Below are 13,505 nucleotides of genomic sequence, written 5' to 3'. Positions count from 1 at the left end.
TGAAAGGAAGACACATGGCTCGCGATCCGCAGTTGACGGCGATCACCGGTATCCTCCTCGCTCTGGGCGCCGCGGCTGGCGGCGCGAGCGAGGTTCACGCGCAGGACGGCGCCAGGAACGGCGGCGCGGACGGCGTCCTCTCGGTCGACCAGCTCCTCTCCATCGAGTCCGTCGTCGGAGGCGCACCCGCCTGGTCGCCGGACGGCTCGGCGATCCTGTTCGAGTCGGGGCTCACGGGCGGTCTCATGACCCTGCCGCCCGAGGGCGGCTTCCCCACCCGCGTGCCCGTGGACATGGGCGGCTCCGGCCACTTCCTCACGTCACGGATGCCCGGCTGGTCGCCCTCCGGGACGTGGATCTCCTACGTGTCGGACAAGAGCGGCGCGCCCGAGATCTGGCTCTGGTCGACGCGGGACGGGGCCGACGTCCAGCTCACCGACCTCGGCGCGCGCATAAATTCCATGAGCTGGTCCCCGGACGAGCGCTCCATCGTCTTCGCCGGGGACCGCTACGGGAACTACGACATCTGGAAGGTCGATGTCGCCACCCGCCGGGTGGACCGTCTCACCGAGGACAAGCGCTACGAGGTCTTCCCCACCTGGACGCCCGATTCGCGGCACGTCCTCTACGTGCGTCTCGACGACGCGTGGGAGGACCACGACGTGATCGAGGTCGACGCCGCCGGCGGCAGCCCGCGCACGGTGATCGAGGACCGCGACTTCTTCGACTACGGGGCGGGCGCCACGTTCGGGTATCCGAGCGTATCCCCGGACGGCCGCCAGATCCTCTTCCGTTCGCACCGGAGCGGCTGGATCAACTACTGGCTCGCTCCGCGCGAGGGAGGCGACGCCCGCCCGATTGCCCCGGCCGAGGCCGACCAGAGCGCCGCGACATGGTCCCCGGACGGACGCTGGATCGCCTACACCGAGAACCATAACGGGCACCACGACCTGCGTGTCGTGGCGGCGGACGGGGGCGAGCCGCGGGTGCTCGTGTCGCCGAAGGGCGGCGTCGCGTCGAGCCCCTCGTGGTCTCCGGACGGCCAGGCGATCGCGTACCTCCAGGAGGACCTCCTGAGCCCGCGCGACCTCCACGTCGTCTCGCTCGAGGAAGGGAACAGCCGGCAGCTCACCTCCTCCATGCCCGCCGGCAACTTCGGCGCCCGGCTTGTCGCGCCGGAGAAGATCCGCTACGAGAGCACGGATGGATACTCGATCCCGGCCTGGCTCTACCGGCCCCCGGGGGCGGCGGCCGGCGACGGCCTCCCCGGCGTGATGTGGATCCACGGGGGTCCCACGTCGCAGTTCCACGACACCTTCCAGCAGCACGTGCAGTTCTTCGTCCAGCGGGGATACGTCGTGCTCCTGCCCAACATCCGAGGGAGTTCGGGCTACGGGAAGGCGTTCGCCGACGCGAACAACGGCTGCTGGGGGCACTGCGACCTGGAGGATGTCGTTGCGGGTGCGGACTACCTGCGGGCGCTCCCGGAGGTCGACCCGGAGCGGATCGGGATCACGGGGACGAGCTACGGCGGCGTGATGAGCATGTACGCGGTGGCCTTCGCGCCGGACGCCTTCCGCGCCGCGATCCCGGGGTCCGGATACACGGACTGGGTCCACTTCCAACACGGCGAGAACGAACTCCGGCACATCAAGCTGCTCGACCACGAACTGGGCCCGTTCGAGACGAGCGAGGAGGTGTGGAGCCACAGTTCGTCGATCTCGCACGTCGCCGACGTCTCGACGCCGATCCTCCTCGTGCACGGCGTGGGCCGCTATCCGGGCTCCGACCAGTCCGAGATCTTCGCGAGGGCGCTGGAAAACCATTACAAGCCCTTCCAGTACAAGACGTACCCGAACGAGAACTACTACGTGTACGGGAAGGCGAACCGCCGGCAGATGCTCCTCGACATGCTCGACTTCTTCGAGCAGTTCCTGAAGTGACGGTCGCGGGGCGGGCCGCGCGTTTCCTCACCGCGACTCTGATCTTCGCGGCGACTCCGATCCTCGTGGGCTGCGAGCGCGTCGAACCCGTCCCGTCCTCCGATGTCGGGGGAGATGCCATCGCTCTCCGCGCCGCGGTCGAGGCCGGCCCGGTTGAAGTGGCTGTGGAGACGAGCCAGGGCGAATTCGTGATCGCGGTGCATCCCGAGTGGGCGCCGCTGGGGGCCGAGCGGTTCCTCGCCCTCGTCGAATCCGGCTACTACGACGACGCCCGCTTCCACCGCGTCGTCCCGGATTTCATCGTTCAGTGGGGGCTCGCCGGCGACCCCGCCCTCACCGCCGAGTGGATGAACGCCTACATCCCCGACGACCCCGTCGTCGCCTCCAACACCCGCGGCCGCATCGCCTTCGCCTTCACCGACCCCGGAACCCGGGCCACCCAGGTGTACATCAACCTCGTGGACAACTCGCGGCTCGACTCGACGGGATTCGCCCCCTTCGGCGAGGTCGTGAGCGGGATGGAGGTCGTGGATGCGCTGTACTCGGGCTACGGAGAGGACTCGGGCGGCGGCCTCCGGCGAGGCGACCAGAGCCGCATCGTCATCGAGGGCAACACCTACCTCGACCGCGAATACCCGCTCTTGGATCGCCTCAGCCGCGCGAGCCAGCGCCGGGGTCCGAAGTAGACCGTTCCTTCTCGGCCTCCTTCCTAGCTCGGGCACGGTCGTACAGTTCCTCGCGAGTCAGGTTGTCCGACATTCGCAGCCCCACCCCGCGGGCATCGAAATCCTCGAATACCAACTGTGACCTCTGCAGGCGGACCAGTTCGTCGGCGCCTGCTGCCCCCAACGCGAGTAGCTCGTCCAGTTCTTCGCGCGTGAAGGGCGCGCCCTCGGCCGTCCCCTGCACTTCGACCAAGCGCCCGTCTTCCAGGTAGACGAAGTTGAAGTCGACGTCGGCTGCGGCGTCCTCCACGTACTCCAGGTCGAGCCGCGCCTCGCCGTCCACCATGCCGGCGCTGATCGCGGCGACCCACTGGCGGAGCGGACTCGCATCGAGAACACCGTCCGACACCAGGCGCTGGAAGGCCATCTCGAGCGCCACGCACGCTCCCGTGATCGAGGCGGTCCGGGTGCCGCCGTCGGCGACGAGGACGTCGCAGTCCACCGTCACCGTCCGCTCGCCGAGCGCCTGCAGGTCGACCGCCGCGCGGAGCGAGCGGCCGATGAGGCGCTGGATTTCCTGGGTGCGGCCCCGCGCGCCGCGCCGCTCTCGCCGCGTGCGCTCCGCCGTGGCACGGGGCAGCATGGCGTACTCGCCCGTGACCCAGCCGCCGCGGCCCTCGCGCCACGGCGGGACGCTCTCCTCGATGGAGGCCGTGCAAAGCACGCGCGTCATCCCCATCGTGATCGTGCACGATCCCTCGGCGAAGGGGGCCGTTCCCGTCTCGAGGGTCGTGGGTCGCAGGGCGTCCAGCGCCCGACCGTGTGGACGTGCCGGCATGGGGCAGCCTCGGTCGAAGGTAAAAAAGGAAGAACCGATGAACGTCGAGCGCGTTGAGAGTATGTCGGACGCCATCCCGCTGCGATGGCGGATCCCCGCCGCGTGTCTCGTGCTGGCGGGTGTGACGGTGGCCTGCGCGCCGGGCGACGCCCCTGAGGCGGAAGCGGAGATCGTCCCGACGAGCGTTCTGTTCACCGGGGCGACGGTGATCGACGGGTCGGGGGAGGCGTCGTTCGCGGCCGACGTGGCGGTGGAGGGCGACCGGATCACGTTCGTCGGTGACGCTGCGGCGAGCGAGGCGGCGCTCGCCACGCGGGACACGATCGCGCTCGACGGCCTCCTGCTCACGCCCGGCTTCATCGACATGCACAGCCACATCAGCGTTATCACCGTCGGCGAGGCGTACGGGCTCCCCGCGGTCGAATTCCTCACGCAGGGCATCACGACGGGCGTGATCGGGGTCGACGGCTCGAGCAGCACGGACCTCGCCGCGCTCTACGCGGACCTCGAGGAATCCGGCGTCGGGAAGAACATCGTCTCCTATATCGGACACGGCTCCGTGCGGGGGACGGTCATGGGCATGGACAACCGCGCCCCGACCGCGGCGGAACTCGATGAGATGAAGGTGCTCGTCCGGAAGGGGATGGAGGACGGCGCCTTCGGGCTCTCCACCGGACTCTTCTATACGCCGGGCTACTACGCGGAGGCCGACGAGGTCATCGAACTCGGCCGGGTGGCGGCGGAGTACCCCATCGGCGGGGAGCACGCCCCGGTCTACGATACCCACGACCGCGATCTCGGGGCGGCCTATCAGGGCATCGGCTACCACAACTCGATCCGCGAGGCGATCCACATCGGCGCGGAGTCGGGGCTCCGCACGATTTTCAGCCATTTCAACGCGCAGGGGGCCGCGCTCTACGGCCGGGCCTCGGAGGGCGCGGCGATCATCGACTCGGCGCGCGCCGAGGGCATCGAGGTGGCGGGCGCACAGCACGTCTACACGTCCACGATGTCGAGCCTGCGGGCCTACACGATCCCGCGCTGGGCGCAGGCCGGCGGCCCGGAGCAGATGGTGCGCCGCTTCGCGAACCCGGATACGGCCCGGATCCTCGACGTGCAGACGATGGAGATGCTCGACATCCGCGGCGGCCCGGAGAAGATCGTGTTCGCCGACGCGAGGCCCGAGTTCAACGGCAAGACGCTGGCCGATGTGGCGGCCGAGCGCGGGCTGCCCGTCCCCGAGGCCGTGCGCGAGATCATGTCCGAGTCGAACCCGTGGGTGATGAACCGCGATCTCTACGACGTTGAGAACACGCGCTACCTCGCCACGATGCCGTGGATGATGACGTGCACCGACGGTGCGACGCCCGCCCCGGGGGCCGAGATCGTGCACCCCCGCGTGTACGGGACCTTCCCGAAGAAGATCAAGGACTTCGTGGACCGGGATGGCGCGATCGGGCTGCCGTTCGCGATCCGGGGCATGTCGGGCCTCGCCGCGGACTTCCTCCGCCTCGACGATCGCGGTTATATCCGCGAGGGGATGGTCGCCGACATCGCGGTCATCGATCTCGACCGGTTCACGGACCGCGCGACCTACGACGATCCGCACCAGTTGTCCGAGGGTGTCGTTCACCTGCTCGTGAACGGCCGCTTCGCGATCCGCGACGACGAGGTGACCGGCGAACTCGCCGGCCGTCCGTTGCGGCGACCCTGACCGCCGCGGAAGATCAGCGGCCACGTATCGACACATCAGGAGCCAACCCATGATTCCGTCGCGCCTGGCACCCGCAGCGGCCCTTCTCGCGTTCGCCCTGCTTCCGGCGGCGGCCGCCGCCCAGACCGGACTCGTCATCGAGGACGGGCAGGCGCAGATCGTCCCGGCCTTCGCGGATTGCCTCGCCAACGTCCGCGACGAGATGACCGCGAATCTCGACCGCGCGACCGGCGACTACAGCGACTTCTGGGCCGGCCGGGATTACCTGAACCACATCGATGGCGTGCGCGCCGCCACCCTCATGAGCCACGGCTTCAATGACTGGAACGTCATGCCCGAGCACAGCTACCGCATCTCGATGGCACTGCGGGAGCGGGGCGTGCCGCTCCAGATCTTCTATCACCAGGGCGGGCACGGGGGCCCGCCGCCGCTCGAACTCATGAACCGCTGGTTCACCCGCTATGTGGCCGGTGTGGAGAACGGAGTGGAAGACGACCCCGAGGCGTGGATCGTGCGAGAGGGAGACGACCCGCGGGAGCCCACGCCCTACCCGAGCTATCCCCACCCCGAGGCCGAGAGCGTGGTCCTCCATCCTCCGGGGGGCGACGGACACTGGATCGGGACCCTCTCCCTCGACGGATCGGGGGCCGGCGACGCTGCGGGGGCCGCCCCTGGCACGGGCGCGGGAACCGGTGTGATCGTCGACAACTTCTCCTTCGCTGGCGACCAGCTCGCCGCCGCGGAGTGGTCGAACCACCGTCTCCTCTACGCGACCCCCGAACTGCGCGAGGACGTCCATCTCTCGGGCGTCGCCACCGTCCGCGTGCGGGTGTCGGCGGACGCGCCCGCCGCCAACCTGTCCGTGTGGCTGGTGTCGCTGCCGTGGACCGGGGGCGGGGAGATCAACGACAACCTCATCACGAAGGGCTGGGCCGATCCGTCGAACGCGCGCGCCGAGGACATCGCGTCGCCCCGCACCGGCACGCCGCTTGCGCCGGGAGAGTTCGTCGAACTGGAGTTCGCCCTGCAGCCCGACGACCGGGTGATCCCCGCCGGGGCCCGCATCGGCCTGATGATCTTCTCCAGCGACCAGTCGTTCACGCTCCACCCCGACCCCGGCACGACCCTGACCGTCGACCTCGGCGCCACGAGCATCTCGCTCCCGGTCGTGGGAGGGAACGCGGCGCTGGAGCGCGCGCTGGGAGTACCCGCCTCCCAGTAGCCGGTTCACCGGAGACAACCCCCGGCCGGCATGGCGCCTCCAAGGAATGAGGCCGCCATTCCGCGGACAGCGGTCAACATCACCGATGTCTCAACCGGGACGGGAACATGCGCATTTCCGGACGCCTCCCTGCCGTCGGACTCCTCTGTTGCGCGGCCGTCGCCTGCGGCGGCGTTCACTCCGAGCCCGAAGATCAACCCCCGAACGTGGTAGTGGTCTCCGATTCGGCGGGCGTCACGAACGTCGCTCTGGGCCGAGTGGAGGAACTATCGGTATCCCTCCTGGAGGCGGACCTCATCTTCTCGACCCGGGATCTCGGGATCGAGTTGTTCTGGGTCGGTGACGCCGTCCTGCTCGGAAACGGCGGCCTCGCGCTGGCCAATACCGGTTCGAGCGAGGTGCTGCTCTTCTCCGGTGCGGGTTCGATGACGGCCAGGATCGGGGGGCAGGGCGAGGGGCCCGGCGAGTTCAGCAGCGTCACCACGCTCCTCGCCACGGACGAAGGGTTCCTGGCGTACGACGCGCGCCTGGCTCGCCTCAGCGAGTTTTCGGAGAGCGGGGAGTTTCTCACGTCATCCCCTCTCTCCCCCCAGAGCGCCATCGTGTCCCTGAAACCGCTCGCGAGAGACGCGGCCGGGCGCATGCTGGCGATCCTGGGAGAGCAGCGCTTCTTCCTCCCGGAGGGGATGAAGCGGGACACGACGCCCCTCCTTTCGTTCACCGATTCCGGGACGGAGCCCGACACGCTCGGAATGCTGCCCGCCCAGGAATGGACCTACGGCGGCATGCCGGGCGGTGGGATGACGCGCACCGAACCGGCGTTCGGGAGGAACATCGTGGCCGGCGGCTTCCGCGACCGCGCCCTGATCGCGGATAACGATGTACTGAGCCTCTCCGTCTACGCGGCCGACGGGCGGCTGACGCGTCTGATCCGGGGCTCAGGCGGGGGGTGGACCGTGACGGACGAAGAAATCGAGGCATGGAGAGCGGCACGGCTCGCCCGCAGGGGTCCGGACGTCCCCGACTATTACGTGGAATTCGTCCGGAACGCCCCCTGGCGGGAGACCCATCCGGCCTTCCACTCCGCGGTCCTGGGGCCCGACGAAATGGTGTGGATCGGGCTCGCGGCCCGGGCGGGCGACGAGACGCGACGCTGGCTCGTCCTCGGCCCCGACGGGCAGCCGCGCGGACAGCTTGACCTTCCTGAAGGAGCGACGGTGTTGGCGATCGATGCCGGCCGCTTCGTCCTCCTCCAGACGAACGCCCTCGACGAGGAGGAGGTCCGGCTCTACCGCTACCGGTAGCCCCGCTGGCCGGACCCCGCCTCCCACCTGCGAAACCGTTGGCGATTGAATTCGGTACGGTTCTCCCGGTATGCTGGTCCGTCGTTCCGGGTCGTGACGCGCCCGCGAACGGTGGACCCGGACAAACGGTACCGAACGGCGAAGCATGAGGACCCAGCGCAGGCTTCTCATCCTCCTCACAGGACTTCTCGCGGCCGCCCAGGCGTGCGCGAGTGCGGGGCGCGGTCCGTCCGACGAGGCCGTCCGCCCAGACGCGGCGCGCATCGCCGAACTCGAAGCCATCTACGAGGCGCGCGCCGAAGCCGCCCTCGAGGGTGCGCACGAGGCGGACATCCGCTTCATGACGCACATGATTCCGCACCACGCGCAGGCGCTCGTGATGGCCGGGTTCGCGCCCGACAACGATGCGAGCCCTTCGATCCGGACCCTCTGCGCCAGGATCATCAACGCGCAGACCGATGAGATCGCCGTCATGAGCCGCTGGCTCTCCGACCGCGGCCTCCCCGTGCCCGAGACCGGAGACATGCGGGGCCACGCGGAAGGGGCCATGCTCATGGCCGGGATGCTGACCCCGGAACAACTCGCGGAACTCGAGGCCGCGCGCGGCCCCGACTTCGACCGCCTCTTCCTCCGGTACATGATCCAGCACCACAAGGGCGCCGTCACGATGGTGCGGGAATTGTTCGCGACGGACGGCGCCGCGCAGGATGACTTTGTCTTCAAGCTGGCCTCCGACATCCACGTCGATCAGGCCACGGAAATCGCCCGCATGGAAATCATGCTCGAGGCGCTCGCCGCGCCGGAGCCGGGCGGCTGATTCGTGAAGTTCACCCCAATCGAAGGATCCGACATGTCCGCAGTGACGAAGAAACGCGACGACACTCGATTCACCGCCCGCCTCGCGGCTCTGCTCGCCGGCGTGGTCGCCATGGGAGGGGTCGCCGGCTGCGCCTACCAGTCGGCGCAGACCGGGATGGCGACCGCTCCCGCGGCCGCGGCAGCCGCGCCCATGGGGCTTCAGGTCAATCCGCCGACGCCGGACCCGCGCGTCGGCCTCGCGCCCGGCATGTTCGACGCGGGCGAGGCGATCTGGAACCTCGACCTCGTGTCCGCCACGCCGCCGCCGGAGCCGTTCGTGGGCAAGACGAACTCCGACCTCGCCTTCTCCGGTCCCTACGCGATCCAGGGGAACTACGACGGCATCCAGATCTGGGACATCTCCGATCCCGCCAATCCGCAGACCGTCGTGACGTACGTCTGTCCCGCGTCGCAGAGCGATGTCTCCGTGTATGAGAACCTGTTGTTCGTCTCGGGCGAGGGGTTCGGCGGGCGGCTGGACTGCGGTGAGCAGGGAATCGAGGAGGCCGTGAGCCACGACCGGCTCCGCGGCATCCGGATCTTCGACATCTCCGACATCACGGCGCCGGAGTACGTGGCGAACGTCCAGACGTGCCGCGGGTCGCACACGCACACGCTGCTGGAACACCCGGGAGATGACGAGAACGTGTACGTTTACGTCTCCGGCTCGGCCCCGGTGCGTCCGGCGGAGGAACTCGCCGGTTGCTCGGCTGCGCCACCGTCCGAGGATCCCAACTCGGCGCTCTTCCGCATCGAGGTCATCCGCGTGCCGCTCGCGGACCCCGCGAGCGCCGAGATCGTGAGTTCGCCCCGCATCTTCGAGGACCTCGTCGCGCCCCCGACCCACGGCCCGGCCCCCGACGACATCGCCGCGCTCGAGGTGGCCCGGGAGCGCGGCGCCTTCATCATCGAGGTAATGGGGGAGGAGATGGTGCTGCCCGACCAGTCCGCCGCCGCGATGCTCGGACAGTTCGTGGCCCAGCGCGGAGGCGAAGGCCCGCCGACCGCCGCCGACAGCGCGGCGCTGCGGGAGGCGCTGCCGGCGATCGTGGCGCAGATGATGGGACCGCAGGGAGATGGGGACGGCCCCGCACCCGGCCCGACGCAGTGCCACGACATCACGGTCTACCCCGCCATCGGCCTCGCCGGCGGCGCGTGCGAGGGCTACGGCATGCTGATCGACATCAGCGACCCGGCGAATCCGGTGCGGCTCTCCGCGGTGGCCGACTCCAATTTCTCCTACTGGCATTCGGCCACCTTCAACAACGACGGCACCGCCATCCTGTTCACGGACGAATGGGGCGGGGGCGGCGCGCCGAAGTGCCGGGCCTCGGACCCGATGGAATGGGGCGCGAACGCGATTTTCACCATCGAGGGCACGGAGTTGGAGTTCCAGAGCTACTTCAAGCTGCCCGCGCCGCAGACGCCCGAGGAGAACTGCGTGGCGCACAACGGTTCGCTGATCCCGATCCCGGGCCGCGACATCATGATCCAGGGCTGGTACCAGGGCGGAGTCTCGCTCATCGACTGGACCGATCCGACGAACCCGGCCGAGATCGCCTACTTCGACCGCGGTCCGGTGAACCCCGACCGCATGCAGATGGGCGGAAGCTGGTCCGTTTACTGGTACAACGGCGTCATCGTCAATTCCGAGATCGCCCGCGGCCTCGACATTCTCGAGCTGGTCGCGAGCGAGGCGCTCACGCAGAACGAGATCGATGCGGCCAACTCGGTCCAGTTGACGCACCTGAACTCGCAGGGTCAGCCGATCTTCGAATGGCCGGCGACGTTCGCGCTGGCGAGGGCCTACCTCGACCAGTTGGAACGGCACGGGGGCCTCTCCCGCGACAGAATCGGCGCGATCCGCGCTGAACTCTCCAGGGCCGAGGGGATGTCGGGTTCCGGACGCTCGGGGGCGCTGCGTTCGCTGGCCGACGATGTGTCCGGCGACGCCGGCGGAGCGGGAGACGCCGCGAAGGTCCGCATGTTGGCCGACGCGGTCCGGGCCCTCTCGAACGCAGGGATGTAGGGACAGCGGGAGTACGCCGGGCCCAGTCCCGGACATGCCCGTTTTGATCGAAGCCCCGGCCGTCATCGAGGCGGCCGGGAACAAGCCCAAGCGCATCGAGGAGTACGCCGGCCGCGTCCGAACGGGACACGAGGGCGTCAGCGTGGCGCGCATGGTGGCGCCCTCCGGGTGGGTCGAGCCCGGTCAGCGTCCCGAGTTCGAGGAGATCACCGTCGTGCTGCGCGGATCACTGCGCGTAGAGCACGAAGCCGGCGCCCTGGACGTGGAGGCTGGCCAAGCGGTCGTCACGCACGCCGGCGAATGGGTCCGCTACAGCACGCCGAGCCCGGAAGGCGCCGAGTACATCGCCATCTGCCTCCCCGCCTTTTCCCCCGACACCGCCCACCGCGACGGCTAGGCCGTCAAGTGATCGTCGACAGCTCGCACGGACCGAGGAGGGACAGAGAATGACAGGGAAACGACCTGATGAACCGACGGAAAGGCACATCGCATTTCCGCTTGAGAATCACTGGCTCTATAAGGGGGCCGCACATGTACAGGGAGCACCTTCGTTGAAGGCTTGGGCTCGAGCGGCTCTTGACGATGCCGTGAGGCGGTTGTCGGGTGAGGAGCGATCGGCGGCCGAGTTTTGTGCGAGTGAGATGGCCGAACTGGAAGTGCGGGAAAGGTCGATCCGGGAATCTCACATTAGGAAGATTCGAGAGATTCTGCATGCAAAGCCTGGCAATGTCCCAATCAACTGACCATTAGCTTCGGATGCGAGGGGATCGGATAGGCACATAGCATCATGGCTCTCCTCCGGTGCCACACGGACATCTGTTCCCTGCTCACAATAGCGCCGCAAGGCACCTACGCCTCATCGAGCGTCGCCGCCTCCCGGCATAGGCGGGAGGCGGAACGGAACGGAGAAAGGATGAGCGGGCGGAGGCGGCGGCCACTCTCCTGTACGCCAGCCGCCGTGGGGGAAGCCGCGAGGGAGCACGGACGTTTCGCCCGGCCACGTAGGCCGCGCCCCCAACGGTGGGCGAGCGTCCTTTCGTGACGACGCACACCGCGGTCCGTCCCAAGCTTCCAGCCCTACGAGCAGACTGTCGAACGGCTGCGAGACGGGCACGCACAAGGCAGGGTCGCCGTCATTTTCGTGCCAATAAAACGACCGGAGCCGGGTCAACTCTAGGAACGAGGTCGGAACCTCCCCGGTCAGTGCGTTCCCGAACAAGTACAAGGCATCCAGATTGGAAAGGTTCCCCAACTCCGGGGGCACCTTGCCCGCAATAGCGGTCTCGGACACATGCAGGTACTCGAGGGCAGCGAGGTTCCCCAGCTCCGGCGGGATATTCCCCGTGAGCGCGTTCCAACTCACAGCCAGACCCTCCAGTGCCGCGATGCCTGCCAGCTCCGGGGGGATACGGCCCGTCAATTCGTTGCTATCCAGGAGAAGCCGCTTGAGACGCTTGAGGTCTGCCAACTCTGGCGGGATACTCCCCACCAGCTTGTTGCCAGACAGGGACAGCGCCTCAATGTTCGCGAGGTTCCCCAGCTCTGGGGGGACCGGCCCCGTCAACTCGTTCGATTGCAAGTTCAGCTGCCGGAGGCGAGGCAGGTTCCCCAACTCCGGTGGGATTGATCCGTCCAGCTCGTTCGCGAGCAGGTTCATCCGCTCGAGGCGGGTGAGGTTGCCCAGCTCCGGGGGGATCGGCCCCGTCAGCTTGTTGAATTGCGGGATCAGTATCTTGAGATTTGCCAAGTTCCCCAACTGTGGTGGGATTGCCCCCGTCAAGCTGTTGAAGTTCAACCACATCTCTTCGAGGTTGGCGAGATTCCCTAGCTCCCGCGGGATTGGCCCCGCCAATTCGTTACCTTGCAAGTTCAACTTCCGAAGGTTGGCGAGGCTCCCCAGCTCCGGTGGGATCTCCCCCGTCAGCCCGTTCCCGGAAAGGTGCAGAATCTCGAGGTTGGTGAGACTCCCAAGCTCGGGGGGAATTCTGCCAATCAACTCGTTGAAGCCCAGCGACAGAAGCCGGAGGCCATTGAGACTCCCCAGTTCCGGCGGGATTTCGCCGATCAGTGAGCTCTGCCACAATTGCAGGCTGTCGAGGCTGGTCAGGTTGCCCAGCTCCGGGGGGATCGGGCCGATCAGTTCATTGTGCGTAAGGTTCAGAATCTCAAGGGCAGTGAGACTCCCTAGTTCAGCCGGGAGCGCACCTCGGAGGTTATTTCCCGTAACAGACAGGATGTCCCAGCTGCCGCGGAGATCCAAGCGGATCACCCGCCCGGAAGCGTCGGTCCAGACGCCGTACCACTCGCCCAGCGGCGCGTCGGTTAGCCAGTTCCCGCTGTTAGTCCAGTTCGGTCCGTCTGTCGCTTCGTAGAGGGCGACCAGAGCCGCCCGGTCGGTGTTCTCTCCCGCGACGGTCACGACGATCTCGGACATCCCCTCCGCGCTCCCTGCGGCTGCCGCGATCACGGCCGTGCCCGCGGCCACCCCGCGCAGCAACCCGGTGGAATCAACGGTGGCAACGGCCGCGTCGCTTGTGCTCCAGGCGAAAGCCGTGTTCGCCACCGTGTGTCCGTTTGCGTCGAACGCCTCTGCGGACAGGCGCCGCGTGTCGCCGGCGACCAGCGTGTCGGTCGCAGGCGTGACCGTCACTCGGCTCACCTCCTGCATCACGGTCAACGACGCTGTTGCCGACACCGTCCCCGAGGTCGCTATCACCAATGCGGTTCCGTTGCCTGCGGCCGTCACCAGTCCGGAGCCATCCACGACCGCCACCGCCGAGTCGCCGCTCGTCCACGCCACCGCCACGTCTTCTAGCGGGCGCCCGCGCTGGTCGCGCACCTCCGCCAAGAACCGAACCGTGTCTCGCCAGGCCGTCAGCACGACCGTGGCCGGAGTGACCGAGACGGAGGCCGGTCGCGCGGGCTCCGGCGG

General features: G+C 68.3%; 9 protein-coding genes and 1 pseudogene. 8 read left to right on the top strand and 2 right to left on the bottom strand.

Annotation, left to right across the window (positions count from 1 at the left end):
- The first annotated feature begins 14 nt into the window (after positions 1-14).
- Both ACQY5G_RS03820 and ACQY5G_RS03815 read left to right on the top strand, forming a co-directional pair.
- Positions 15-1,943, top strand: a complete 1,929-nt coding sequence (locus tag ACQY5G_RS03820; protein ID WP_428277164.1) for a prolyl oligopeptidase family serine peptidase — start codon at positions 15-17, stop codon at positions 1,941-1,943.
- A complete protein-coding gene (locus ACQY5G_RS03815) occupies positions 1,940-2,629 on the top strand; it encodes a peptidylprolyl isomerase (protein WP_428277162.1) in 690 nt (229 codons plus the stop codon). The genes ACQY5G_RS03820 and ACQY5G_RS03815 overlap by 4 nt, the downstream gene beginning before the upstream one ends.
- A 112-nt stretch (positions 2,630-2,741) precedes the next feature.
- Here ACQY5G_RS03815 and rph read toward each other — a convergent pair.
- Positions 2,742-3,446 (bottom strand): annotated as a pseudogene (gene rph / locus ACQY5G_RS03810) (ribonuclease PH); the annotation flags it as partial.
- A 37-nt stretch (positions 3,447-3,483) separates the two neighbouring features.
- On the opposite strand from rph, the gene ACQY5G_RS03805 reads away from it, so the two are divergent.
- From ACQY5G_RS03805 to ACQY5G_RS03780, 6 genes are all read left to right on the top strand, one after another.
- A complete protein-coding gene (locus ACQY5G_RS03805) occupies positions 3,484-5,160 on the top strand; it encodes an N-acyl-D-amino-acid deacylase family protein (RefSeq protein WP_428277160.1) in 1,677 nt (558 codons plus the stop codon).
- A 49-nt stretch (positions 5,161-5,209) separates the two neighbouring features.
- The gene (locus ACQY5G_RS03800) at positions 5,210-6,382 is read left to right on the top strand and encodes a CocE/NonD family hydrolase C-terminal non-catalytic domain-containing protein (protein WP_428277158.1); all 1,173 of its coding nucleotides are present in this window, start codon (positions 5,210-5,212) and stop codon (positions 6,380-6,382) included.
- Positions 6,383-6,489: 107 nt separating this feature from the next.
- Positions 6,490-7,686: a hypothetical protein gene (locus ACQY5G_RS03795; protein WP_428277156.1), complete on the top strand. Its 1,197-nt coding sequence runs from the start codon at positions 6,490-6,492 to the stop codon at positions 7,684-7,686.
- 145 nt (positions 7,687-7,831) lie between these two features.
- Entirely contained in the window at positions 7,832-8,503 is a 672-nt protein-coding gene (locus tag ACQY5G_RS03790; protein ID WP_428277154.1) for a DUF305 domain-containing protein, read from the top strand.
- Between the two features lie 33 nt (positions 8,504-8,536).
- Positions 8,537-10,573 carry an LVIVD repeat-containing protein gene (locus tag ACQY5G_RS03785; protein ID WP_428277152.1) on the top strand — a complete coding sequence of 679 codons (2,037 nt, stop codon included), beginning with the start codon at positions 8,537-8,539 and terminating at the stop codon, positions 10,571-10,573.
- A gap of 34 nt (positions 10,574-10,607) precedes the next feature.
- Positions 10,608-10,970, top strand: a complete 363-nt coding sequence (locus ACQY5G_RS03780) for a cupin domain-containing protein (protein WP_428277150.1) — start codon at positions 10,608-10,610, stop codon at positions 10,968-10,970.
- Positions 10,971-11,429: 459 nt separating this feature from the next.
- On the opposite strand, the gene ACQY5G_RS03775 is transcribed toward ACQY5G_RS03780, so the two are convergent.
- A complete protein-coding gene (locus tag ACQY5G_RS03775) occupies positions 11,430-13,454 on the bottom strand; it encodes a leucine-rich repeat domain-containing protein (RefSeq protein WP_428277148.1) in 2,025 nt (674 codons plus the stop codon).
- Between the last annotated feature and the right edge of the window lie 51 nt (positions 13,455-13,505).

Origin of the sequence: Candidatus Palauibacter sp. (assembly GCF_965261555.1) — a bacterium.
Lineage (GTDB): Bacteria > Gemmatimonadota > Gemmatimonadetes > Palauibacterales > Palauibacteraceae > Palauibacter.
Note: the sequence above shows the minus strand (reverse complement) of the source record. Positions and strands in the feature narration are given on the sequence as shown.